Origin of the sequence: Sphingobium naphthae (genome assembly GCF_043589935.1) — a bacterium.
Lineage (GTDB): Bacteria > Pseudomonadota > Alphaproteobacteria > Sphingomonadales > Sphingomonadaceae > Sphingobium > Sphingobium naphthae_A.
The window spans coordinates 1430776-1452629 of the sequence record NZ_CP171454.1 but is presented as its reverse complement, the minus strand read 5'-3'; the positions used below and the strand labels follow the sequence as shown (position 1 = coordinate 1452629).

24 protein-coding genes and 1 other annotated feature are annotated in these 21854 nt (G+C 67.8%); of the genes, 15 read left to right on the top strand and 9 right to left on the bottom strand.

Going from position 1 to position 21854, the window contains the following annotated elements; all coding sequences use genetic code 11:
* Positions 1 to 4: 4 nt before the first annotated feature.
* From ACGGKE_RS07135 to ACGGKE_RS07120, 4 genes are all read left to right on the top strand, one after another.
* Entirely contained in the window at positions 5 to 1843 is a 1839-nt protein-coding gene (locus tag ACGGKE_RS07135; RefSeq protein ID WP_394441452.1) for a hypothetical protein, read from the top strand.
* Between the two features lie 2 nt (positions 1844 to 1845).
* Entirely contained in the window at positions 1846 to 2778 is a 933-nt protein-coding gene (locus ACGGKE_RS07130) for a tyrosine recombinase (RefSeq protein ID WP_394441449.1), read from the top strand.
* An 11-nt stretch (positions 2779 to 2789) separates the two neighbouring features.
* A complete protein-coding gene (locus ACGGKE_RS07125) occupies positions 2790 to 3734 on the top strand; it encodes an acetyl-CoA carboxylase carboxyltransferase subunit alpha (RefSeq protein ID WP_394441446.1) in 945 nt (314 codons plus the stop codon).
* A gap of 102 nt (positions 3735 to 3836) precedes the next feature.
* Positions 3837 to 5312, top strand: a complete 1476-nt coding sequence (locus ACGGKE_RS07120) for a M48 family metalloprotease (protein WP_394441443.1) — start codon at positions 3837 to 3839, stop codon at positions 5310 to 5312.
* 69 nt (positions 5313 to 5381) lie between these two features.
* Here ACGGKE_RS07120 and ACGGKE_RS07115 read toward each other — a convergent pair whose 3' ends face one another.
* Positions 5382 to 5561, bottom strand: coding sequence for a Flp family type IVb pilin (locus tag ACGGKE_RS07115; protein ID WP_394441440.1), 180 nt, complete (start codon positions 5559 to 5561; stop codon positions 5382 to 5384).
* Positions 5562 to 5703: 142 nt separating this feature from the next.
* Entirely contained in the window at positions 5704 to 5889 is a 186-nt protein-coding gene (locus tag ACGGKE_RS07110) for a Flp family type IVb pilin (protein ID WP_394441437.1), read from the bottom strand.
* An 82-nt stretch (positions 5890 to 5971) separates the two neighbouring features.
* On the opposite strand from ACGGKE_RS07110, the gene ACGGKE_RS07105 reads away from it, so the two are divergent.
* Positions 5972 to 6379, top strand: a complete 408-nt coding sequence (locus tag ACGGKE_RS07105) for a (deoxy)nucleoside triphosphate pyrophosphohydrolase (RefSeq protein ID WP_394441434.1) — start codon at positions 5972 to 5974, stop codon at positions 6377 to 6379.
* 62 nt (positions 6380 to 6441) lie between these two features.
* Here ACGGKE_RS07105 and bfr read toward each other — a convergent pair whose 3' ends face one another.
* The 3 genes from bfr to ACGGKE_RS07090 form a co-directional block, all read right to left on the bottom strand.
* On the bottom strand, positions 6442 to 6921 hold the full coding sequence (gene bfr, locus ACGGKE_RS07100; RefSeq protein ID WP_394441431.1) for a bacterioferritin: 480 nt from the start codon (positions 6919 to 6921) through the stop codon (positions 6442 to 6444).
* 149 nt (positions 6922 to 7070) lie between these two features.
* The gene (locus tag ACGGKE_RS07095; protein WP_021225428.1) at positions 7071 to 7241 is read right to left on the bottom strand and encodes a bacterioferritin-associated ferredoxin; all 171 of its coding nucleotides are present in this window, start codon (positions 7239 to 7241) and stop codon (positions 7071 to 7073) included.
* 58 nt (positions 7242 to 7299) lie between these two features.
* Positions 7300 to 8520 carry a DUF418 domain-containing protein gene (locus ACGGKE_RS07090; protein ID WP_394441427.1) on the bottom strand — a complete coding sequence of 407 codons (1221 nt, stop codon included), beginning with the start codon at positions 8518 to 8520 and terminating at the stop codon, positions 7300 to 7302.
* 75 nt (positions 8521 to 8595) lie between these two features.
* Between ACGGKE_RS07090 and ACGGKE_RS07085 the strand changes: the two genes are divergently transcribed.
* Positions 8596 to 9360, top strand: coding sequence for a methyltransferase domain-containing protein (locus tag ACGGKE_RS07085; RefSeq protein WP_394441425.1), 765 nt, complete (start codon positions 8596 to 8598; stop codon positions 9358 to 9360).
* Positions 9361 to 9409: 49 nt separating this feature from the next.
* Positions 9410 to 9946 (top strand): GNAT family N-acetyltransferase, encoded by a 537-nt coding sequence (locus ACGGKE_RS07080; protein WP_394441422.1) that lies wholly within the window; start codon positions 9410 to 9412, stop codon positions 9944 to 9946.
* 178 nt (positions 9947 to 10124) lie between these two features.
* On the opposite strand, the gene purL is transcribed toward ACGGKE_RS07080, so the two are convergent.
* From purL to ACGGKE_RS07065, 3 genes are all read right to left on the bottom strand, one after another.
* Positions 10125 to 12302: a phosphoribosylformylglycinamidine synthase subunit PurL gene (gene purL, locus ACGGKE_RS07075; protein ID WP_394441420.1), complete on the bottom strand. Its 2178-nt coding sequence runs from the start codon at positions 12300 to 12302 to the stop codon at positions 10125 to 10127.
* 67 nt (positions 12303 to 12369) lie between these two features.
* A complete protein-coding gene (locus ACGGKE_RS07070) occupies positions 12370 to 12663 on the bottom strand; it encodes a hypothetical protein (RefSeq protein WP_394441418.1) in 294 nt (97 codons plus the stop codon).
* Positions 12664 to 12787: 124 nt separating this feature from the next.
* A complete protein-coding gene (locus ACGGKE_RS07065; RefSeq protein ID WP_394441416.1) occupies positions 12788 to 13171 on the bottom strand; it encodes a hypothetical protein in 384 nt (127 codons plus the stop codon).
* A gap of 179 nt (positions 13172 to 13350) precedes the next feature.
* Between ACGGKE_RS07065 and ACGGKE_RS07060 the strand changes: the two genes are divergently transcribed.
* From ACGGKE_RS07060 to ACGGKE_RS07030, 7 genes are all read left to right on the top strand, one after another.
* A complete protein-coding gene (locus tag ACGGKE_RS07060) occupies positions 13351 to 13605 on the top strand; it encodes an exodeoxyribonuclease VII small subunit (protein WP_394441413.1) in 255 nt (84 codons plus the stop codon).
* Positions 13606 to 13610: 5 nt separating this feature from the next.
* Positions 13611 to 14519: a polyprenyl synthetase family protein gene (locus ACGGKE_RS07055; RefSeq protein ID WP_394441410.1), complete on the top strand. Its 909-nt coding sequence runs from the start codon at positions 13611 to 13613 to the stop codon at positions 14517 to 14519.
* 4 nt (positions 14520 to 14523) lie between these two features.
* Positions 14524 to 15036, top strand: coding sequence for a pantetheine-phosphate adenylyltransferase (gene coaD / locus ACGGKE_RS07050; protein ID WP_394441407.1), 513 nt, complete (start codon positions 14524 to 14526; stop codon positions 15034 to 15036).
* Positions 15037 to 15154: 118 nt separating this feature from the next.
* Positions 15155 to 15904, top strand: a complete 750-nt coding sequence (locus ACGGKE_RS07045) for a peptidylprolyl isomerase (protein ID WP_394441405.1) — start codon at positions 15155 to 15157, stop codon at positions 15902 to 15904.
* Positions 15905 to 15929: 25 nt separating this feature from the next.
* Positions 15930 to 16964 carry a tRNA preQ1(34) S-adenosylmethionine ribosyltransferase-isomerase QueA gene (queA, locus tag ACGGKE_RS07040; protein WP_394441402.1) on the top strand — a complete coding sequence of 345 codons (1035 nt, stop codon included), beginning with the start codon at positions 15930 to 15932 and terminating at the stop codon, positions 16962 to 16964.
* A gap of 118 nt (positions 16965 to 17082) precedes the next feature.
* Positions 17083 to 18648: a M23 family metallopeptidase gene (locus tag ACGGKE_RS07035; RefSeq protein ID WP_394441399.1), complete on the top strand. Its 1566-nt coding sequence runs from the start codon at positions 17083 to 17085 to the stop codon at positions 18646 to 18648.
* Positions 18649 to 18725: 77 nt separating this feature from the next.
* On the top strand, positions 18726 to 19508 hold the full coding sequence (locus ACGGKE_RS07030; RefSeq protein WP_394441397.1) for a nucleotidyltransferase family protein: 783 nt from the start codon (positions 18726 to 18728) through the stop codon (positions 19506 to 19508).
* On the opposite strand, the gene ACGGKE_RS07025 is transcribed toward ACGGKE_RS07030, so the two are convergent.
* On the bottom strand, positions 19505 to 20815 hold the full coding sequence (locus tag ACGGKE_RS07025; protein WP_394441790.1) for a lipopolysaccharide biosynthesis protein: 1311 nt from the start codon (positions 20813 to 20815) through the stop codon (positions 19505 to 19507). The genes ACGGKE_RS07030 and ACGGKE_RS07025 overlap by 4 nt on opposite strands.
* Before the next feature lie 121 nt (positions 20816 to 20936).
* Between ACGGKE_RS07025 and ACGGKE_RS07020 the strand changes: the two genes are divergently transcribed.
* Positions 20937 to 21707: a sugar phosphate nucleotidyltransferase gene (locus ACGGKE_RS07020; RefSeq protein ID WP_394441394.1), complete on the top strand. Its 771-nt coding sequence runs from the start codon at positions 20937 to 20939 to the stop codon at positions 21705 to 21707.
* A gap of 58 nt (positions 21708 to 21765) precedes the next feature.
* Positions 21766 to 21821, top strand: a sequence feature (sul1 is cis-regulatory element that is thought to sense ions involved in sulfur or methionine metabolism; They are found in Alphaproteobacteria).
* Positions 21822 to 21854: the final 33 nt, after the last annotated feature.

The following is a 21854-nucleotide window of genomic DNA, read 5'->3' as shown; positions in this document are numbered from 1 at the left end:
GCCGATGCGCTGGCCGCGGGCGAACGCCAAATGGGCGCTGGGCAGCTTCGCGCTCGCCCTGACCTTGCCCGTCGTGGCGCAGCAAGCGCCCGAATCGCTGCTGCCGCCCGGCTTTGGCGATGCGCCCGAGACGCCCGCGCCGCAGCCGGCGCGGCCTGTGCGGCCGACGACGCCGGGCGCGCCTGCGCCCGGGGCTCCCGCGGCGCCCGCACCGGTGCCGATGGTGCAGCCGCTCGATCCTGCGCTGACCGCCGCCTTGTCGCAGGAGGCCGACAATGCGGCCGAGGATGAACTGACGCCCGAGGAAATCGCGGCGGAAAAGGCGAAATATGACCTGCCCGACAGCGCGCGCCGGTCGCTGGACCGCATCGGCCCGTTGACGCCGCAGACGCGCGGGTTCGAGCCCGACGCCTTCGGCCATGAATCGGGCAAATATCTGGCGACGCTGATGCAGCGGACCCATGCGCCGATCATGTCGCGATGGGCATCCATCCTGCTGCGCCGCGCGCTGCTGAGCGCGACCGACACGCCGCGCGACATCGACGGCGCGGACTGGGCGGCCGAGCGCGCCTGGCTGCTGCTGCGCATGGGCGAGGCGGACAGCGCCCGGATGATGGTGCAGAGCGTCGATCCCGATCGCTACAGCCCGCGCCTCTATGCCGTGGCGATGGAAACCTATCTGGCGGCTGCCGACCCTGCCGGACTGTGCCCGTTGTCGGCCGGTGCGCTGCGCACCAGCAACGCGCCGGGATGGGACATGACGCGGGCGATCTGCCCGGCGCTGTCGGGCGACCAGGGCAGCGCGAGCGGTGCGCTCAACCAGGCGCAGCGCCGGGGCGTGGTGCGGGGCATCGATTATCGTCTGGCGGAAAAGGTCGTCGGCACCGGCTTCAACGCGCGGCGATCGGTCAATATCGAATGGGACGGCGTCGACCGGCTGACCGCCTGGCGCTTTGGCCTGGCGACGGCGCTCAATGTCGAGATACCCGACGACCTGTATGCGACGGTCGGGCCGCATGTGCGGGCATGGGAGGCGCGCGCGCCGGCGCTCAGCCCCTTGCGCCGGCGGCCGGGCGCGGAGATCGCCGCGCGGCTGGGTGTCTTTTCGAGCGCGGCGCTGGTCGGATTCTACAGCCAGCTGGACAGCGAAGGCGACATATCGGGCGACGTCGCCGATCGCGTCGAGGCGCTGCGCACCGCCTATGCCGGCGCGACCGTGGGCGACCGGATCGCCGCGATGCGCGACTGGTGGGGCGACGGCGCGCAGCCCGATTATGTCGGGTTGATCGCGACCGCGCGCGCGGCGGCGGCGCTGCCGGTGGCGCAGGCCGAGGGGCGCGACGCGGCCAATCTGGTCGCGTCGATGCTGACCGCAGGATATGATCGCAACGCCGCGCGCTGGGCGCGGGCGATCGGCCAGCTGGACGGCGAGGGGGCGAGCCAGGTGTGGGCGCTGCTGGCCGTGGGCGCGCCGAGCACCGTCATCGACATCGGCAGCGGGCGCGTGTCGTCCTATGTCGAGGAGGCGGGCGCGGCCAAGGGGCGGATGCTGATCGGGGCGCTGGCCGGCCTGTCGCGGCTGTCGCCGCAGGAAGCCGCGTCGCTGGCGCAGGATGCGGGCTTCACGCTGAACGCGAACAGCCGCTGGGCGCGGGCGATCGGCGCGGCGGCGCAGCGGGGCGAAAAGGCGACGGTCGCGCTGCTGGCGGCGGTCGGCATGCAGGGCAATGACTGGAGCCGCCTGCCCGCCGCGCATCTTTATCATGTGGTGGCGGCGCTGCACCGGGTGGGCCTGGACCCCGAGGCGCGGATGATCGCGGCCGAGGCGCTCAGCCGGGCCTGACCATGGGGCAGGAGGATGCCGCCCTGGTCGACCGCTTTCTGGAGATGATGGCGGCGGAGCGCGGCGCGTCGCGCAACACGCTGATCGCCTATCGCACCGACCTGAACGGCGCGGCGGACCTGCTGGGCGGGATCGCCGGCGCGACCAAGGAGGGGCTGGACGCGCTCGCGGCGCATTGGGCGACACTGGCGGCGTCTTCGGTGGCGCGCAAGGCGTCGGCCCTGCGGGCTTTCTACGCCTTTCTGGAGGAGGAGGGGCTGCGCGCCGACAATCCGTCCGCCGCGCTGCCGCGCCCGGTGACGCGTCGGCCGCTGCCCAAGATCCTGTCGACGGCGGAGGTCGACCGGCTGTTCGCGCTGATCGCCGAGCGGCTGGACGGCGCGCATCCCGCGCCGCTGGACCTGCGGCTGGCGGCGTTGATCGAGCTGCTCTACGGGTCGGGGCTGCGCGCGACCGAGCTGGTGTCGCTGCCGCGCCGGGCGCTGGCGGCCGATCGCCCGTTCCTGATCCTGAAGGGCAAGGGCGCGCGCGAGCGGCTGGTGCCGATTTCCGACCGGGCGCGCGTGGCGGTGGCCGCCTGGCTGGCGCATGTGCCGGCGGACAGCCCCTGGCTGTTCCCGTCGGGCAAGAGCCATTTGAGCCGCATCCGCCTGTATCAGCTGGTGAAGGCGCTGGCGGGCGCGGCGGGGATCGCGCCCGAGCGGGTCAGTCCCCATGTGCTGCGCCATGCCTTTGCCACCCATCTGCTCGAAGGGGGCGCGGACCTGCGCGCCTTGCAAGCGATGCTGGGCCATGCCGATATCGGCACCACGCAGATCTACACCCATGTCGACAGCCGACGACTGGTCGAGCTGGTGAACCAGCGCCATCCGCTGGCGACAATGACGATGCGGCAGCCGCAACGCCGCGTTGACGACGCGCCGCCATCGCCTTAACGCCATCCGCCATGGTAAGCTTTCTGGAATTCGAAAAGCCGATCGCGGAGCTGGAAGCGCGCATCGTGGAATTGCGCGCCACCGCGAGCGTGGGCGACATCAACATTGATGGCGAGATCGGCACGCTGGAGCAGCGCGCGGCCAAGCTGCTGGCCGACACCTATGCCAAGTTGACGCCCTGGCAGAAGACGCAGGTGGCGCGCCACCCCAACCGCCCGCATTTCAGGGATTATGTCGCGGGCATGTTCGACAATTTCATGCCGCTGGCCGGCGACCGCGCCTTTGCCGACGACCAGGCCATCCTGGGCGGCTTCGCGACGATCGGCGAGCGCAGGGTGATGGTGATCGGCCATGAAAAGGGCGACGACACCGCCAGCCGCGTGCGCCACAATTTCGGCATGGCCAAGCCCGAAGGCTATCGCAAGGCGATCCGCCTGATGGAGCTGGCCGACCGTTTCGGACTGCCGGTGGTGACTTTGGTCGACACATCGGGCGCTTTCCCGGGCGTGCAGGCCGAGGAACGCGGCCAGGCCGAGGCCATTGCGCGGTCGACCGAGGCCTGCCTGAAGCTGGGCGTGCCGATGGTCGCGGCGGTGGTGGGCGAAGGCGGGTCGGGCGGCGCGATCGCGCTGGCGGCCGCCAATCGCGTGCTGATGTTCGAACATGCCGTCTATTCGGTGATTTCGCCCGAAGGCTGCGCGTCGATCCTGTGGCGCACCGCCGACAAGGCGAGCGACGCGGCGACGGCGATGCAGGTGACGGCGCAGCATCTGAAAAGCCTGGGCGTGATCGACCGGATCGTGCCCGAGCCGGTGGGCGGCGCCCATCGCGAGCCGGTGCAGGCGATCGCCAGCCTGGGTGCAGCGATCGAGGCGGAGCTGGACTCGCTCGAGGCGATGGATGCCGATGCTCTGCGCACCGACCGGGCGGACAAGTTCCTGGCCATCGGCGCCTGATCGCCGGGCGGGCATAGCCCGTCGCGATAAGACTGGCATTTTTCGGGAACGTCCCGCCGCGGTCGCTCGTTACGTCCGGGTAACGGCGAAGGGTGAGGGTTTATGAACTGGAAGATGTCGCTGGGCTGCGCCGGCGCTGCTGTCGCGATCGCCTTGAGTGCGCCGGCGGTGATCGGGCAGCAACGGGCGATCCGCACCGTGTCTTCGATCAGCCAGCAGGATAAGGCGTCGGGCGCCAAGCAACATCCTGAATTGCTGAAGGAATTTGGCGGCGCCTATGCCGGGCCGCAGGCGCGCTATGTCGAGACGGTCGGGCGCCGGATCGCGGTGCAATCGGGGCTGTCCAACGCGCAGGGCGATTTCACCGTCACCCTGCTCAATTCCCCGGTCAACAACGCGTTCGCCATTCCGGGCGGCTATGTCTATGTGACGCGCCAGCTGATGGCGCTGATGAATGACGAGGCCGAACTGGCCGGCGTTCTGGGCCATGAAGTGGGCCATGTCGCGGCCGAGCACGGGCAAAGGCGACAGAAGGCGGCGCAGCGCAACGCGATCGGCGGCGCGCTGCTGCAGGTGCTGACCGGCGCGTTGCTGGGCGATTCGGGCTTTGCCGGGCTGATCCAGCAGGGGATCGGCACGGGCAGCCAGCTGCTGACGCTCAAATTTTCGCGCAGCCAGGAATATGAGGCGGATGACCTGGGCATCCGCTATCTGGCGTCGAGCGGCTATGATCCGCGCGCTCTGTCCGACATGCTGGCGTCGCTTGCCGCGCAGAGCAACCTGGACGCGCAGGTGGCGGGAAGCGCCCGGTCCATGCCGGAATGGGCGAGCACGCACCCCGATCCTGCATCGCGCGTGGACCGCGCGGCGCGCGAGGCGCAGGCGACCCGGTCGACCAGCAGGACGCGCAATCGCGATGCATTTCTGATGGCGCTGGACGGCGTGCTCTATGGCGACGATCCCAAGCAAGGGGTGATCGACGGCAGCCGGTTCCGCCATCCCGAGCTGCGGCTGAGCTTTTCCGCGCCGAGCGGGTTCGGGATGGAAAATGGCACGGATGCGGTGTCGATCACCGGATCGGGCGGGCAGGCGCAGTTCAGCGCCGCGGCCTATCGCGGCGACCTCAACGCCTATGTCGACAACGTGCTGTCGGCGCTGGGCGGGGGGAAGGGCGTGCCCGCGGGCGAGATCAGCCGCACCAGCGTCCATGGCATTCCGGCCGCCTGGCGCACGGTGCGCGCGACGAGCCGGTCGAGCCAGGTCGACGCCACCGTCTTTGCTTATGATTTCGGCGGCGGCAAAGCCTATCATTTCCTGCTGCTGACGCCGGCGGGGCGCGGCATTGGCCCGTTTACGTCGATGGTGCAATCGGTGCAGCGCCTGTCGGCAAAGGACGCGGCGGCGATCAAGCCGCGCCGCGTCGATGTGGTGACTGTCAAGGCCGGCGACACGGTGCAGTCGCTGAGCCGGCGCATGGCCTATAGCGACTATCCGCTGGAGCGGTTCCTGACGATCAACGGGCTGAGCGCCAATGCGACGTTGCGGCCGGGCGAGAAGGTGAAGATCGTCAGCTGGTGAGCGCTTAACGCAAAAGGGGCGGCGGACTGGATGTCCGCCGCCCCTTTCAGACGCCGTCAGGCGAGGCGATTAGTCTTCGCCGGCAGCCGTCGACATGTTGTCGCTGACGGTCTGGAATGTGCTGGTCAGGTTGCTGCCCAGGCTGGTCATGGCGCCGATGGCGGCGACGGCGATCAGAGCGGCGATCAGGCCATATTCGATCGCGGTGGCACCCTTTTCATTCTTCAGCATCTTACGGATGAACTGCATATTACGTCTCCTTGATGGACATAAGCTCGATGTAAACTACCCGGCCGCCCCGCTTGGTAATTGGTGGTCAGCTCAGGACGGAATTAGCGTCAGTCTATTGAGAAAGGCTTAATGCGAGACAGAGGATGTAAAAAACTGATGGTTAACTCTCGGTAACCTTCTGCTCGACATTGTCCCACATGTTGATGGTGCGTTCTGCGACGTTGGTCAGAGCGCCGATCAGCACGAGCACGATCAGCGCGAGGATCAGGCCATATTCGACCGCCGTCGCGCCCTTCTCGCATTGCAGAAGCCCCCGACGGGCGATGTGGCCGATAAGCCCGCGCATGCCATTCCCACTTCGATGCAGACAGTCCCCGCCGATGGTGTAAAGGCGTGACGGTTAACAAAATCCCTCTGGTCGGACCGGTATGACGTCTTTTTCTCCGTTGATGGTGGTTGCGGTTGCCCTGGTCGATGGCGATGGCAGGGTGCTGTTGCAGCAGCGCCCGCCCGGCAAGCCGATGGCGGGCTTATGGGAATTTCCCGGCGGCAAGGTGGAGCCGGGCGAGACGCCCGAGGCGGCGCTGGTGCGCGAGCTGGAAGAGGAGCTGGGCATCGAGACGCAGGAAAGCTGTCTGGCGCCGGCGAGTTTCGCCAGCGAACCGCTGGGGGACCGGCATCTGCTGCTGCTGCTCTATGTCTGTCGCAAGTGGCGCGGCGTCGCCGAGGCGCGCCACGCGACCGCGCTGACTTGGAAGCGGCCGGCGCAGATGTATGCGCTCGACATGCCGCCCGCCGACCTGCCGCTGATCGGGCTGCTCGACGCTTTGCTGTGACGAAAAAAAGGGCGTTCCTTTGCAGGAACGCCCCGTGAGCCGGTGCGTCGGCCCGGTGGCGGTCAGTTCTCCGCCGGCTTGCTTTGCAGCTGGATATAATTCTGGATGCCCATGCGTTCGATCATTTCGAACTGGGTTTCCAGCGTGTCGACATGCTCTTCCTCGCTCTTGAGGATATAGTCGAACAGGTCGCGGCTGACGAAGTCGCGGATTGATTCGCAATAGGCGATCGCATCCCGCAGCACCGGCAGCGCTTCATATTCCAGTTCGAGGTCGGCCTTGAGGATTTCCTCCACCGTCTCGCCGATCTTGAGGCGGCCGAGCAGCTGGAAATTGGGCAGGCCGTCGAGGAAGAGGATGCGCTCCGCCAGCTTGTCGGCGTGCTTCATCTCGTCGATCGACTCTTCATATTCGAACTTGGCGAGCTTCTTGATGCCCCAATGGTCGAGCATGCGATAATGGAGGAAATATTGATTGATCGCGGTCAGCTCGTTCTTGAGGACCTCGTTCAGATAATCAATGACCTTCGGGTCGCCCTTCATGGCGTTATACTCCGGGATAATGGGGAACGGGTGGAGTATAACGGCAAGGCAGCAGCCTGTTAAGCCGAAAAGCCTTGAAAATCAGCGCTTTTCCGGTGCGCTATTGCGTCGGGTTCGCGTCTGTTGCTTGCGGATGATTTGCAGTCTTGTCAGGCCGACGCGCGTTCGGCGGCGATGATGGTGCGCGCGAAGGACACGCACTGACCGCATTTGGGGCGGCGACCATATTGGGCATAGGCGCTGCACGGCGTGTCCGCGCCGTTGCGCGCGGCTTCCCGCACATCCTTTTCCCGAATCGCATTACAAACGCAGACGACCATAGAGATGCTCTCCCGATGCACAGGAGATAGCGAACATGATAATGGGTCGCAATAGTAATCAGCTGCTTCTGCGAATCTTTTGCGGTTGGACGCAGACCAAGCTGCGCCAGAGCCATTCGGCAGGGCCGACCGCGAATCGGCGGAGATAGGGCTGCGACCAGAGCAGCATGGCCGCCCAGCCGGCGATGACGAACAGGGGCAGGGCGGCGGGCCGGACATGCGCGAAATTGCCAAGACCCCAACCATAGAAGATGGCGGTCATCACCAGGCTGGTGCCCAGATAGTTGCTGAGCGCCAGGCGACCGGCGGCGGCAAGGCGCGCGACGAGGGCGTGACCGGGCGCGCGCGCGAGCAGCCAGAGGATGAGCGCCGCCCAGCCGACGCTCAAGGGGATGCGGAAGGGGAAGGACCAGGCGAGCGCCGTGCCGAGCGCAGTGAGCGGAGCAAAGCCGCTCCACCAGACCCACAGCGCCAGCGCGATCATCGGCGGCAGGCCGATGGCGAAGCAATGGCGCGCGGTGCGGCGATATTGGTCGGCGTCCCACCGGCCGGTGAGAAAGCCGCCCTTGAGCATCGCCATGCCGAGCAGCATGAAGCCCAGTGTTTCGAGCGCGGTCATGGTGAAGCTCCACAGCCAGTCGCCCGGCAGGCCGGCAAGCTTGTGTCGCAGGATCGGCAGGAAGTCGCCGCGATAGAGAGCGATTTCCTGGCGGATGGCGGGGCTGCCCGGGTCGGACAGGGCAGCCATGAAGCGCGTGAAGCCCTGCGCATCGCCAGGCGCGTGACTCCAGGCATAGAGGCTGGCGATGAAGCCGGCCACCAGCAGGAAATGCAGCAGGAAGAGCAGGAAGGCGGCCTTGACCAGCGCCAGCGGCTCGCGCTGGGCGAAGAGCAGGGCGACGAGGCCGACCAGCGCGTAGAGCATCAATATGTCGCCCCACCACAGCAGCAGATAATGAGCAACGCCGATCGCGAAGAGCCAGCCGGCGCGCACCATCTGGGTGCGGGCGCCATTGCGTCCCGCCATCTCCTCCCGGTCGATCAGCAGCAGCATCGAGGCGCCGAACAACATGGCGAACAGGCCCCGCATCTTGCCATCGACCAGGATCAGGCTGGCGGCCCAGAAGGCGATGTCCCCGCCCGACAGCGGACCGGCCGCCGCCGGATTGGAATAGGCGCTTTGCGGCAGGGCGAAGGCGGTGATGTTCATCCAGAGGATGCCCATGACCGCGCAACCGCGCAGAACGTCCATGGCGGGGATACGGGAGGAGGGCGACATGGGGCAGAGAGTCCTTAGCAATAGGCGCTGTTCGCCACTGGTCAGCGGCGCGCGCCTCTGCCAAGGGGCCTAGCCATGATCGAGGGCCGCAAGCAACGGATAAGCGACGCGTTCGGCGCGGCGGCGGCGCATTATGACGATCATGCCGGGCCGCAGCGCTTTGCCGCGCGGCTGGTGGCGGACCTGGCGCAACGGCAAAGGCCGCAGGGCGCGCGCCGGATATTGGAGATTGGCTGCGGAACCGGGCTGCTGACTCGCGACATCCAAGCGCGCTGGCCGGGTGCGGAGATCATCGTGACGGATCTGTCGCCGGGCATGCTGGACAAGGCGGCGGCGGGCGGGCTGGTCGCCGGCACCTTCCTGGCGATGGACGGGGAAGCGCCGGCCTTCGACGGGCCATGGTTCGACCTCATCCTGTCCAGCCTGGCGTTCCAGTGGTTCGACGACCTGTCGGCCGCGATCGCGCGGCTGGCGGCGCTGTTGCGACCGGGCGGAAGCCTGATCTTTTCCACCATGGGGCAAGGCAGCTTTGCCCGATGGCGCGCCGCCCATGCCGCCTGCGGGCTGGAGGCGGGCGTGCCCGACTATCCTTCGCTCGATGCCTTGCGCGCGATGCTGCGGGGCCACGCGGACAGTTTCGCCTTTGACGAGACGGTCGTACTGGACGGCGGGGCGCGCGGGCTGATTGCCCATCTCAAGGGCATCGGCGCGGTGGTGCCGAGCGCGGGGCGCAGGCCTCTGACGCCCGCGCAATTGCGCGCGGTGATGGCGGCCTATGAGGCGCAGGGCGAGTCGGATGCCTATCAGCTGCTGTTCGCGCGCGTGACGGAGCCGGCGTGACGCGCTTGCGGCGGTTGCGCGGGGTCCGCGCGCCTGCCTATGGTGGGGCATGTCCCTTGTTCCCCTGACCATCCGCCGCGCCGGACCGAGCGATGCCGCGGCGCTGTCCGCGCTCAAGCTGGCGGCGTTCCGCGAGACCTTCCTCGACGGCTTCGCCATCCCCTATCCACCCGCCGACCTCGCGCGGTTCGAGGCGGAGAGCTATGGCGTAGCCACCGTGGCGGGCGAGCTGGCCGATCCGCGCCATGCCAGCTGGGTCGCGCAAGCGGCGGACGGGCGGCTGGTCGCCTATGCTCATGCCGGTCCGTGCAAATTGCCGCACCCCGAAGCGTCGGCGCAGCAGGGCGAGCTGTACCAGCTTTATGCGCTGAACGCGGCGCAGGGGCAGGGCGTGGGCCGGGCGCTGATGGACGCGGCGCTGGAATGGCTGGCGCAGGCCTATCCGGGGCCGGTATGGCTTGGCGTCTGGTCCGGCAATGCGCGGGCGCAGGCCGTCTATGCCAGGCGCGGCTTCGCCAAGGTGGGCGAATATGGGTTCCAGGTGGGCGACTGGACGGATGCGGAGTTCATCCTGCGGCGGGAGTGATGCGGGCGCAGTCGCGCGGTTCCGCGAAGGGAGCGCCGGTCTCCCTGCCGCGAGACGGGTCCCCGCCTTCGCGGGGACGACGGGGTGGTGTTGCATAGCTGTCGATTCGGCACGATCGCAGCGCCGACGAGCGACAGGGTTGTTCGACAAGCGTCCGCGGCGCTTCCGCGGGACGCGCTCAGAGTTCGTTGTTCATGAGGGTCGGGAAGAAGCCTTCATGGGCGGTGCGCAGGGTGGTGAGCGCGACGCCGGCGACGCTGTCGCCGCCGACGGCGCCGATCTTCGTGGCGCCGGGGATGTCGACGCCAGCGGGCGCGGTGACGATGTAGCGGGCCTGGTCCTCGCCGAAGGCCGCGGCGGTGGTGAGCGGCGCATCGAGCGTCGCGCCCTTGCCGCCGGCGAGCGCCATTTCGGCGATGGTGACGAGCAGGCCGCCGTCGGAAATGTCGTGGACCGCATTGATCTTGCCCTCAGCGATAAGCGCGCGGACCATGTCGGCATGGGCACGTTCGGCGGCGAGATCGACCGGGGGCGCGTCGCCCGCTTCGCGGCCGGCGACTTCACGCAGCCAGATGGACTGGCCCAGATGCGCGCCTTCGCCGCCGATCAGCCAGATGGCGTCGCCTTCGTCCTTGAACGCGACGGTCGCCATGATGTCGATGTCGGCGAGGAGTCCGATGCCGCCGATCGCCGGGGTGGGGAGGATGGCGCTGCCGCCGCCCGTCGCCTTGGATTCATTATAGAGGCTGACATTGCCCGAGACGATCGGGAAGTCGAGCGCGCGGCAGGCGTCGCCCATGCCTTCCAGGCAGCCGGTCAGCTGCGCCATGATCTCGGGGCGCTGCGGGTTGGCGAAGTTGAGGCAGTTGGTGACGGCGAGCGGGGTCGAGCCCACCGCCGATAGGTTGCGATAGCATTCGGCGATCGCCTGCTTGCCGCCTTCATAAGGGTTGGCATAGCAATAACGCGGCGTGCAGTCGGTGCTGATCGCGATACCCTTGTTCGAGCCATGGACGCGGACCACCGCGGCGTCGCCGCCGGGGCGCTGCACCGTGTCGGCGCCGACCATATGGTCATATTGTTCCCAGATCCAGCGGCGGCTGGCGATGTCGGGCGAGCCCATCAGCGTGACGAGGTCCGCGCCGATGTCGGCGCTTTCGGGCATGTCGCCCAGCAACTCGACCCTGGCCCAGAGCTTGTATTCGTCCTTGGGCATGGACGGGCGATCATAGAGCGGCGCGTCGTCGGCGAGCGGTGCGAGCGGGATGTCGCAGACGATCTCGCCCTTATGCTCCAGCACCATGCGGCCGGTGTCGGTGACATGGCCGATGACGGCGAAATCCAGTTCCCACTTGCGGAAAATGGCTTCCGCAAAGGCTTCGCGGCCGGGCTTCAGGACCATGAGCATCCGCTCCTGGCTTTCCGACAGCATCATTTCATAGGCGGTCATGCCGGTTTCGCGCTGCGGCACGTCATCCATGTTGAGGTGGATGCCGACGCCGCCCTTGGACGCCATTTCGACCGAGGAGGAAGTGAGGCCGGCCGCGCCCATATCCTGGATCGCGACGATCGCGTCCGAGGCCATGAGTTCGAGGCAGGCTTCGATCAGCAGCTTTTCGGTGAAGGGATCGCCGACCTGGACGGTCGGACGCTTTTCCTCCGAATCCTCGCCGAAATCGGCCGAGGCCATGGTCGCGCCGTGAATGCCGTCGCGGCCGGTCTTGGAGCCCACATAGACGATCGGATTGCCGACGCCGCTGGCGGCCGAATAGAAGATCTTGTCGGTATCGGCGACGCCCACGGTCATGGCGTTGACCAGGATGTTGCCGTCATAGGCGGGGTGGAAGTTCACTTCGCCCCCCACGGTCGGCACGCCCACGCAATTGCCGTAGCCACCGATGCCATGGACCACGCCGGCGATGAGATGCTTCATCTTCGGGTGGTCGGGGCGGCCGAAGCGCAGCGCGTTCATGTTCGCGACCGGGCGCGCGCCCATGGTGAAGACGTCGCGCAGGATGCCGCCCACGCCCGTCGCCGCGCCCTGATAGGGTTCGATATAGCTGGGGTGATTGTGGCTTTCCATCTTGAAGATGGCGGCCTGGCCATCGCCGATGTCGACGACGCCGGCATTTTCGCCCGGGCCGCAAATGACCTGCGGCCCCTTGGTGGGCAGCTTCATCAGATGGATCTTGGAGGATTTATAGGAGCAATGTTCCGACCACATCACCGAGAAGATGCCGAGTTCGGTCAGGTTCGGCTCGCGGCCGATCGCCTTCAGGACGCGGTCATATTCTTCCGGGCTGAGGCCATGTTCGGCGACGACTTCCGGTGTGATCTGAGTGGCGGTGCTGGACATGCCCGCGCCTTTAGCGAGGGCGTCGGCAAATCACAATGAAAAGGGTGCAGGACGCGCGAGCGCGCCTTCAGACGATCCCGACGGCCGCCTGCGCCCACAGGATAGCGCAGACCGCCACCACGCCGCAGCCGGCGAACAGGCGGCCGAGAGGCGAGCGCGGCATGCGGGCAGCCGCTTCGATGCCGAGGCCGGTGCCGCCGAGCAACAGCGCAGCGGCCAGGAAATCCTCGCCGCCCCAGCGCACGGCCTCCGTCATCTGCATGGCAAAAGCGGGGGCGAGCAGAATCGCTGCCAGCGTCGTCCAGAGGATCACCCGCCCATGCGGGACGGACGCTTTGATGAAGGCGCGAGAAATGGTCATGCTGTCGTCGCTCCGATCAGGATCGAAGCTGCATAGCATAGACGCGGTTCGAGTGCAGCTGGCATGAAAAAGGCCGGCCTCTTGCGAGGACCGGCCCTGTGTTTTTTGCGAAGCGGTGCGCGGATCAGACGTGGCAGCTCTGCGCATTCTTGCCGGGGACGGCAATCTGCACTTCGTCGCCCTGGCCCGACACTTCGTAGCCGCCCTCGGCGGTGAAGGGCTGGCCAGCCTCGGCCGCCTTCAGCTGGGTCGGTTCGCCGCCCTTCTTCGTACGGAAGTTGGCGGTCTTGTCGTCGGTCATGAAGTCGACGAAATAGAGGCTGTTGTCCTTGCAGCGATACTGCTTGGTCGCCTTGACCGAAGGCGGCAGTTCGACGGGCGCGGCGTTGGCGAGCTGTTCGGCCATCGGGTCGGCGGGGCCGCCCACGACTTCGGGTTCGTCATTCTTGTTGCAGGCCGACAGCAGGGCGACGCCGACCATGGCGATCATGGGGAAATAAAGTTTCATAGCGATCCTTTTATGTGCATGTGCAACATGCTGCGTCAACGCAAAAGCATGGATTAACCGCCATGCCCCCTGAAATGACGTCATGACGCTTTCATGACAAAGGACGCAATTGCGCGGGCCGGGACTGGCTCAATGCCTGCGCACTTGACCGGGGGCGTGGGCGCGGCCAATGCAGGCGGATGGCTGAGGATATGTCCACCCCCGACCCGACGACCCTGTCCTTCGAGGACGCGCTGCGCGCGCTGGAACAGATTGTGCGCCGGCTGGAAAGCGGGGATGTGCCGCTCGACGAGTCGATCGCGCTCTATGCCCAGGGCGAGGAACTGCGCAAGCGGTGCGCCGACCGGCTGCAGGCGGCCGAGGCGCGCATCGCCAAGCTGACGGTCGACGCCAATGGCGCGGTGACCGGCGCCCAGCCCTTCGGCGCGGACTGACCTGCATGACCCGGAGCGGGGGCGCGGTCGCCGACATGCAGGCGCGGGCGCACGATGTTGCAGTGCAGATCGACATGGCGTTCGACCGGTTGCTCGCCATCCCCGACGATCCGCGACGGCGGCTGTACGAAGCGATGCGTCATGCCGCAATCGGCGGCGGCAAGCGGCTGCGCCCGCTGCTGGTGCAGGCGGCCTGCGACCTGTTCAACATTTCGCGCGAATCGGCGCTGCGCGTCGGGCTCGCGATCGAGTGCATCCATGTCTATTCGCTGATCCATGACGATCTGCCGGCGATGGACGATGACGACCTGCGCCGAGGCAAGCCGACGGTGCACAAGGCCTATGACGAGGCCACGGCGATCCTGGCGGGCGATTGCCTGCACGACCTCGCGTTCGAGGTGCTGGCCGACGAGGAGACGCATCCCGACCCGTTCGTGCGGGTGGAACTGGTCAAGGCGCTGGCGATGTGCAGCGGCCCGGCGGGCATGGCCGGGGGGCAGATGATGGACCTGGAGGCGGAGCAAACCCGCTTCGACCTGGCCACCGTCACGCGCCTGCAGAACCTCAAGACCGGGGCGCTGATCTGCTTCTGCGTCGAGGCGGCGGCGATCATGGCGCGGTTGCCGCAGGGCGCGCGCACCAAGCTGCACGGCTATGCCCGGGACATCGGCCTGGCCTTCCAGATTGCCGACGACCTGCTGGACGTGGAGGGCGATGCGGCGCTGGCGGGCAAGGCGCTGGGCAAGGATGCGGCCGCGGGCAAGGAGACGTTCGTGTCGCTGCTGGGCGTCGAGGCGGCGCGCGAGCGGGCGCATATGCTGGTCGCGCAGGCCAAGGAGCATCTGCGCGGCCATGGCGCGGAGGCCGACCTGCTGCGCGCGATCGCCGACTATATCGTGGAAAGGGACCGCTAGACTTATGAGCAGGCAGCGCATCGGCGTCTATCCCGGCACATTCGATCCCATTACCCTGGGCCATATGGACATCATCCGGCGCGGGGCGAAGCTGGTCGACCGGCTGGTGATCGGCGTCACCACCAACATCGCCAAGTCGCCGATGTTTTCCGACGAGGAGCGGCTGGAGATGGTACGGCGCGAATGCGCGGACATCGACAGCGACATCCTGGTCGTGGGGTTCAATTCGCTGCTGATGGACTTCGCCGAATCGCAGGGCGCCAGCGTCATCATTCGCGGGCTGCGCGCGGTCGCCGACTTCGAATATGAATATCAGATGGCGGGCATGAACCAGCAGATCAACGGCCGGGTCGAGACCGTCTTCCTGATGGCGGACGTGTCGTTGCAGCCGATCGCGTCGCGGCTGGTCAAGGAAATCGCGCTTTATGGCGGGCCGATCCGCAAGTTCGTCAGCCCCGCCATCTGCGCGCAGGTGGAGGCGCGGGTCGCCCAGATCGGGCGCAAGGGCGAGGGATGAAGACGGCCGCCCGGCGGTCGTTTCAGCCTGGGTTCAGTTGCCAATCGCGGTCAGCGCGCTATCAGGGCGGGAAATGACCGGCCCCTTTCGGCACCCAAGATCAAGGAAGTTCTGCCTCATGCGTTTGACTTGCGCGCTCAAGACCGTGGCGATCGGCTTCGCCCTGACCGCGTCCGGCATGGCCTACGCCCAGGGTGGCGGCGGCGGCGGTAATGGCGAGGATCTGAAAAAGGCGGAGACCGCCGCGCGGGCGCAGGAAAACGCCAAGTCGCTGGAAGGCTCCACCGCGCCCAAGCTGCCGCCCGCGACCGTGCCGGTCGAGCCGGAGAATGTGTGGGACCTGGACCTGTCGAGCGGCGGGCGCGTGCGCATTCAGCTGCGCCCAGACATCGCCCCCAACCATGTCGAGCGGATCAAGACGCTGACGCGCCAGGGCTTCTACAACGGGCTGAAATTCCATCGCGTCATCCCCGGCTTCATGGCGCAGGGCGGCGACCCCAAGGGCGACGGCACCGGCGGGTCGCAACTGCCCGACCTGAAGGCCGAGTTCAATCCGATGCCCCATCTGCGCGGCACGGTATCGATGGCGCGCGCGCAGAGCGAGGACAGCGCCAACAGCCAGTTCTTCATCCTGTTCCTGCCGCGCATGCAGCTGGACAAGAAATATACCGTCTTCGGCCGCGTGATCGAAGGCATGCAATATGTCGACGCGATCGCCCAGGGCGAGCCGCCGGCGAACCCGACGGTGATATTGCAGGCGTCGATCGAGAGCGATGGCCGGCCGCCGGTGACCGCGCCGATCGCGCCCTCCGCGGCCGCAGCGCCGGAGGCGCTGCCGTCCGGCCCGCTGACCCCGCCGGCGCAGTAAGCGGCGCCCGCGCCGACGCACCGCCATGCGCGTAGACCTGTTCGATTTCGACCTGCCGCCGGAGAATATCGCGCTGCGGCCGGCATCGCCGCGCGATTCGGCGCGGCTGCTGCTGGCGCGCGGCGCGGCGGCGCTGGAGGATCGCGTCGTGCGCGACCTGCCGTCGCTGCTGCGCGCGGGCGACATGCTGGTGTTCAACGACACGCGTGTGATCCCGGCGCAGCTGGAAGGCCGGCGCGGCGAGGCGCGGATCGGCGCGACGCTGCACAAGCGGCTGGGGCTGCGGCAATGGCAGGCCTTCCTGCGCAACGCCAAGCGGGTGCGCGAAGGCGATCGGATCGATTTCGGCGCGGGCGTCACGGCGATCGCCGGCGCGCGCGATGCGGATGGCGGCGTGACGCTGGATTTCGAAGGCGAGGAGCCGGTGGAGATCCTGCTGGAGCGGGCCGGGACCATGCCGTTGCCGCCCTATATCGCCAGCAAGCGCCCGACCGACGCGCGCGACCGCAGCGATTATCAGACGATGTTCGCGCGCGAGGATGGCGCGGTCGCCGCGCCGACCGCCGCGCTGCACTTCACGCCCGAACTGATGGCGGCGATCGAGGCGGCGGGCGTGCTGACGCAGACGCTGACGCTGCATGTCGGGGCGGGCACTTTCCTGCCGGTCAAGGCCGAGGATACCGACGATCATCGCATGCATGCCGAATGGGGCCGGATCGACGCCGCGGCGGCCGATCGGCTGAACGCCGCGCGCGCGGCGGGTGGGCGCCTCATCGCGGTCGGCACCACGTCGCTGCGCCTGCTGGAAAGCGCGGCCGGCGAGGATGGGGTGATCCGCCCCTTTGCCGACGAAACCCGCATCTTCATCACGCCGGGCTACCGGTTCCGCGCGGTCGACGGGCTGATGACCAATTTCCACCTGCCGCGTTCGACCCTGTTCATGCTGGTCAGCGCGCTGATGGGGCGCGAGCGGATGCAGGCGATCTATGCCCATGCGATCGCGCAGGGCTATCGCTTTTACAGCTACGGCGATTCCAGCCTGCTGCTGCCGCAGGATTGAGGCGGCAACTCACCGCAGGGCAGACTCGGCTTCCCGCATCTTAATGCGGCTTTAACCCCATAGGCTTCACAAGGGCCGCGCGGGCGCATATGCGGTTGGCGGGCGTCGCGGCGGACAGATGCCCTTGGGGGTCGCGGGTTTGTTTCAGGATAGCCAGGTCGGTTTTCAGCAGGGCGGCGCGCCCATGTCGCTATGGATGGCGGAGTCGCTGCGGGCCGGCGCGCCTGCGCGGCCGCAGGACTGGCGCACGCGGCTGCGCGACTGGGCCGAGGATGTGGAGCTGGTCCCCGACCTTGGCCAGCGGATCGGCAGCCGCACCTGGTTTCGCGGGCTTGCCACCTGTTTCGGCCTGTGCGCCAGCGCCCTCTATTTGTCCCCAGGATTTCAGCCGGTGCCCGGCGCGCCCGGACCGACGTTGAGCGATGCGCAGTATGACGAAGTGCGCAGCCAGATGCTCACCCCTCTGGCGCTGGGCGGCGACAGCGGGCATCGCATGGGGGCGACCGATGCGGTGCAGCCGCTGCGCGAGACGCCCGAGCGGCCGCAGGTCGAGCTGAGCGCCCAGGTCGGAAGCAGCGACACGCTGGCCCGCGCCCTGTCGCGCGCCGGCGTCAGCAGCGCCGACGTCGCCGCCGTGGTCGGCATGGCGGGGGCGGACATCAGCGGCGGGATAAAGCCGGGCACCCGGCTCAACATCGTGCTGGGCCGCCGCGCCAGCCGCGACCGGCCCCGGCCGCTGGACCATCTTGCGTTTCGCGCGCGGCTGGACCTCGACATGCGGTTCGAGCGGCTGGGCGGGGCGTTGTCGGTGCAGCGCGTGCCGATCCGCGTCGACGACACGCCGCTGCGCATCCAGGGCGTGGTGGGCGAGAGCATCTATCGGTCCGCGCGCGCGGCCGGCACGCCGCCCAAGGCGGTGCAGGCGTTCCTGCGCGTGATCGCCAAGCAGGTCGACCTGGGCTCCATCGGCGCGGGCGACCGCTATGACATCGTCACCGAATATCGCCAGGCGGAAACCGGCGACGTGGAGGTGGGCGAACTTCTCTATGCCGGCCTGAACCGCGCGCGGGGCAAGTCGGTCGACATGCTGAAATGGACCAGCAACGGCCGCATTGAATGGTTCGAGGCGTCGGGCGTGGGCGAGCGGCGCGGCGTGCTGGCCGCGCCTGTCGCTGGGCGCATGTCGTCGGGCTATGGTCGGCGTCGCCACCCGATCCTGGGCTATACCCGCATGCACGCCGGCATCGATTTCGCCGCGCGCTACGGATCGCCCATCTATGCCGTGACCGACGGCGTCGTGACCTATGCCGGTCGGCATGGCGGCCATGGCAATTATGTCCGCATCCAGCATGGCGGCGGGTTGGCCACCGGCTATGCGCATATGAGCCGGATCGCGGCGGATCGCGGGCAGCGCGTGCGGCGCGGCCAGGTGATCGGCTATGTCGGGTCGACCGGCCTGTCGACCGGGCCGCATCTCCATTATGAACTGTATCGCAATGGCGCGACGGTCAATCCGCTGTCGGTGAAGTTCACCACCACGTCGCAACTGGCAGGCCGCGAACTGGCGGCGTTTCGGGCGAAGCTGGCCGCCTATAAGGGGCTGGCGGTGGGGCCGCATCAGCGCTTCGCCCAGGCTGCCGCTGCGACACCGTCGCAGGCCACGCCGACCCAGCGGGGCAAGTGACCGCCCGGATCGGTGGCCGCACGCGGCGGGTGCGAAACGATCTTTCCGCGGATGCGCGCTTCCGCTAACGGGCGGACATGACAGGCACCGTCACCGCCATCCTGCTTGCAGGCGCGCGTCCCATTCCCGATCCGCTGGCGCAGGCCGCGGGCGTCGCGGCCAAGCCGCTGGCGCCGGTGGCGGGCGAGCCGATGATCAACCGGCCGGCGCGCGCCTTGCTGGACCATCCCGCGATCGGCGAGGTCATCATCCTGACGCAGCGGGCGGACGCCTTCGCCGCCGATCCTGCCACCGCCTGGCTGGCGGCGCATCCGCGCGTGCGGTTCGAGAAGGGCGGGCAGGGGATCGCTTCGTCGCTGCTGGCGATGATGGACGCGCAGGCGCTGCCCTTCCCGCTGCTGCTGACGACGGCGGACCATGTGCTGCTGGACCGGGCGATGCTGGACCAGTTCGTCAGCGAGGCCCGGGGCGCGGACATCGCCGTCGCCATGGTCGAGCGCGAGACGCTGCTGGCGCGCTATCCCCAGTCGCGGCGGACCTGGCTCAAATTCCGCGACGGCTGGTGGTCGGGCGCCAATATCTTCTGGATCGGCAGCGAGAAGGCGCGGCGGCTGATCGCGCTGTGGCAGGAGGTGGAGCAGGACCGCAAGAAGGGGTGGAAGGTGCTGGCGGCCTTCGGGCCGATGGCGCTGATCGGCGCGCTGCTGCGGATTTCCACGCTGCGCGGCGGGATGGCGCGGATCGGGCGGCGCTTTGGCCTGACGGCGCGGCTGGTGGCGATGACGAGCGCGGAGGCGTGTATCGACGCGGACAAGGCCGAGGACGTGACGCTGATCGAGGCGATCCTGGCGGCGCGCTAATCCCCGCGACCGACCGCGCGGCGGCTGGCGAGGCCCATCATCGTGAAGGCGGCGAGCGAGGAGAGGATGTTCGCCATCGCCGCGCCCTTGGTGCCGTAGATCGGCAGCAGCGCCGATTGCAGGCCCAGCAGCAACAGGGTCGAGAGGAAGCTGATCCTCAGCGAAAGGCCGGCGCGGTCCGTGGCCATCAGCAGCGGGCGGTAGCTGACGCCGGCCAGGTCGATGCAGGCCGACATGCCCAGCATCAGCAGCAGTGGATAGGCGGGCAGGAATTCCGCGCCGGCGATGAGCCCGAGCAGCGGATGGCCGATCGTCAGGATGAGCGCGATGATGACCGCGCCCGCGACCAGCGCCAGCCGGTTGGTGCGGCGGAACAGCGCGCCCAGCGCCTCGGTCCCCTGCGCCGAGGTGCGCGAGAGTTCGACGAAGATGCTGCGCGAGAGCAGGCTGGAGATTTTGGTCAGCGAATTGGCGAGCTGGTTGGCGAGGCGGTATAGGCCGGCGCCCGCCGGGCCGACGAAGCCGCCGACGATCAGCACCGCGACCTGCTGACCGATGGAGCTGAGGCTGGTCTGAAGATTGGTGGCGGTGAGAAAGCCGATGATGCCGGGATTTTCGCGGCGCGCGTCGAGCGCGCGGCCGGCGCGCCAGTTGCCGATGCGGTCGCCGCCGACGCGCAGCGCCAGGAACCAGTAGCTGAGCGCGCAGAGCAGTTCGGCAAAGGCCCAGGCGAGCAGGAAGCCGGTGACGCCAGGCATCAGCAGCCAGGCCGCGACCGCGCCGATCATGCGGCCGACCGGGATCATGGTTTCGGCAAAGGCTGCGGAATCGAAGCGGTCGAACAGGCGCAGCACGCCGGTGGGGCTGGAGCGGATGGTGATCATCATCAGCAGCGAGAAGAGCCAGACTTCAAGGCCCATGCCCGGTTCAAGACCGAGCGCGGGGCCGAAGAGCAGGATGATGGCGCCCGCGACGGCGGCGCCCGCGAGCGCGGAGGCGAGATCGATGAGGATGCAGAAGCGCAGCACGCGGTTGAGCGCATCGCCATTGCCGGCGGTCAGATGCGGCTGGCCGTAACGCACGACGATCTGCCAGCTGTCGAAGCTGACCAGCGCCTTGACGACGTTGGCGGCGCTCAGCACCAGCGCGAACCGGCCGAAATCGGCGACGCCCAGCGTGCGCGTGACGATGGCGAGATAGGCCAGGCTCAGGACCGCGCCCACGCCCTTGCCGCCCAGCAGCCAGCCGGTATTGGCCAGGATGCGGGCGAAGGCGTCCGCCGCCGCGCCTGATCCGCGCTTGAACATCACTTGGTTGCCGGCCCTTCCTGTCCCCAGCCGGTCGTCCGGCCCGGCCTATCTAGGGCGTGAAGGGACAGGTTTGAAGCCGCCTTTTTTTCGGCCCAATTGCGCGCTAAAGCCCCGCGCCATGACGATCAGCAAAGCCATCATCCTTTCCGCCGGCCAGGGATCGCGCCTGTTGCCGCTGACCCGCGACGTGCCCAAATGCATGATCGACTTCAATGGCCGCAGCCTCATCAGCTGGCAGGTCGCCGCGCTGGTCGCCAATGGCGTAACCGACATCGTGGTGGTGACCGGGTTCCGCACCGAACGAGTCGAGGACCATGCGCTGCAGCTGTATCGCGATACCGGCGCGCGCATCCGCACGGTGTTCAATCCCTTTTTCCAGGTGGCGGACAATCTGGGCACATGCTGGATCGTGCGCGAGGAGATGGACCGGGACTTCATCATCCTGAACGGCGATACCATCGTGTCGGACGAGATCGTGGCGAAGCTGGTCGCGGGAGCGAAGGACGCGATCACCGTCACCGTCGACGTCAAGCCGCAGGGCGATTATGACGATGACGACATGAAGGTCAGCCGCGACGCCGACGGGCGGCTGCGCGCGATCGGCAAGCGGTTGCTGCCGCCCGACACCAACGCCGAATCGATCGGGATGCTGGCCTTCATCGGGGAAGGGCCGGCGATATTCCGCAACCAGATCGACCAGATGATGCGCACCCCCGAAGGGGTCGAGCGCTGGTATCTGCGTGCGATCGACATCATCGCGAAGGGCAATCGCGTCGGCACCGTGTCAATCGAGGGGCTGGAGTGGCAGGAGGTCGATTTCCCCCAGGATGTCGAGGCGGCGCAGGCGCTGACGGCGAAGTGGATCGAGGAAGGACGTTACGCGCGATAAGAGGCGCGCCGCGCCGGCTTGCCTGCATCGGGACGCTGCGCTAAGGCGCGCCCATTCGCATGGACCCGGTGCAATTCCGGGTGGCTATTCCGGCCGCCGATCCGCCGGACAACATCACACATGATTTTTTTGAAAAGCGCGGGCCAT

Excerpts from the sequence above, each read along its gene's own strand:
- purL (WP_394441420.1), bottom strand. The coding sequence starts at position 12,302 with ATGTCCAGCACCGCCACTCAGATCACACCGGAAGTCGTCGCCGAACAT.
- bfr (WP_394441431.1), bottom strand. The coding sequence starts at position 6,921 with ATGAAGGGCGACCCGAAGGTCATTGATTATCTGAACGAGGTCCTCAAG.
- ACGGKE_RS07130 (WP_394441449.1), top strand. The coding sequence starts at position 1,846 with ATGGGGCAGGAGGATGCCGCCCTGGTCGACCGCTTTCTGGAGATGATG.
- queA (WP_394441402.1), top strand. The coding sequence starts at position 15,930 with ATGCGCGTAGACCTGTTCGATTTCGACCTGCCGCCGGAGAATATCGCG.
- ACGGKE_RS07105 (WP_394441434.1), top strand. The coding sequence starts at position 5,972 with ATGACGTCTTTTTCTCCGTTGATGGTGGTTGCGGTTGCCCTGGTCGAT.
- ACGGKE_RS07125 (WP_394441446.1), top strand. The coding sequence starts at position 2,790 with ATGGTAAGCTTTCTGGAATTCGAAAAGCCGATCGCGGAGCTGGAAGCG.
- coaD (WP_394441407.1), top strand. The coding sequence starts at position 14,524 with ATGAGCAGGCAGCGCATCGGCGTCTATCCCGGCACATTCGATCCCATT.
- ACGGKE_RS07110 (WP_394441437.1), bottom strand. The coding sequence starts at position 5,889 with ATGCGCGGGCTTATCGGCCACATCGCCCGTCGGGGGCTTCTGCAATGC.
- ACGGKE_RS07060 (WP_394441413.1), top strand. The coding sequence starts at position 13,351 with ATGGCTGAGGATATGTCCACCCCCGACCCGACGACCCTGTCCTTCGAG.
- ACGGKE_RS07090 (WP_394441427.1), bottom strand. The coding sequence starts at position 8,520 with ATGTCGCCCTCCTCCCGTATCCCCGCCATGGACGTTCTGCGCGGTTGC.
- ACGGKE_RS07085 (WP_394441425.1), top strand. The coding sequence starts at position 8,596 with ATGATCGAGGGCCGCAAGCAACGGATAAGCGACGCGTTCGGCGCGGCG.
- ACGGKE_RS07080 (WP_394441422.1), top strand. The coding sequence starts at position 9,410 with ATGTCCCTTGTTCCCCTGACCATCCGCCGCGCCGGACCGAGCGATGCC.
- ACGGKE_RS07070 (WP_394441418.1), bottom strand. The coding sequence starts at position 12,663 with ATGACCATTTCTCGCGCCTTCATCAAAGCGTCCGTCCCGCATGGGCGG.
- ACGGKE_RS07020 (WP_394441394.1), top strand. The coding sequence starts at position 20,937 with ATGACGATCAGCAAAGCCATCATCCTTTCCGCCGGCCAGGGATCGCGC.
- ACGGKE_RS07045 (WP_394441405.1), top strand. The coding sequence starts at position 15,155 with ATGCGTTTGACTTGCGCGCTCAAGACCGTGGCGATCGGCTTCGCCCTG.
- ACGGKE_RS07095 (WP_021225428.1), bottom strand. The coding sequence starts at position 7,241 with ATGGTCGTCTGCGTTTGTAATGCGATTCGGGAAAAGGATGTGCGGGAA.
- ACGGKE_RS07135 (WP_394441452.1), top strand. The coding sequence starts at position 5 with ATGCGCTGGCCGCGGGCGAACGCCAAATGGGCGCTGGGCAGCTTCGCG.
- ACGGKE_RS07065 (WP_394441416.1), bottom strand. The coding sequence starts at position 13,171 with ATGAAACTTTATTTCCCCATGATCGCCATGGTCGGCGTCGCCCTGCTG.
- ACGGKE_RS07035 (WP_394441399.1), top strand. The coding sequence starts at position 17,083 with ATGCCCTTGGGGGTCGCGGGTTTGTTTCAGGATAGCCAGGTCGGTTTT.
- ACGGKE_RS07115 (WP_394441440.1), bottom strand. The coding sequence starts at position 5,561 with ATGCAGTTCATCCGTAAGATGCTGAAGAATGAAAAGGGTGCCACCGCG.
- ACGGKE_RS07120 (WP_394441443.1), top strand. The coding sequence starts at position 3,837 with ATGAACTGGAAGATGTCGCTGGGCTGCGCCGGCGCTGCTGTCGCGATC.
- ACGGKE_RS07025 (WP_394441790.1), bottom strand. The coding sequence starts at position 20,815 with ATGTTCAAGCGCGGATCAGGCGCGGCGGCGGACGCCTTCGCCCGCATC.
- ACGGKE_RS07030 (WP_394441397.1), top strand. The coding sequence starts at position 18,726 with ATGACAGGCACCGTCACCGCCATCCTGCTTGCAGGCGCGCGTCCCATT.
- ACGGKE_RS07055 (WP_394441410.1), top strand. The coding sequence starts at position 13,611 with ATGACCCGGAGCGGGGGCGCGGTCGCCGACATGCAGGCGCGGGCGCAC.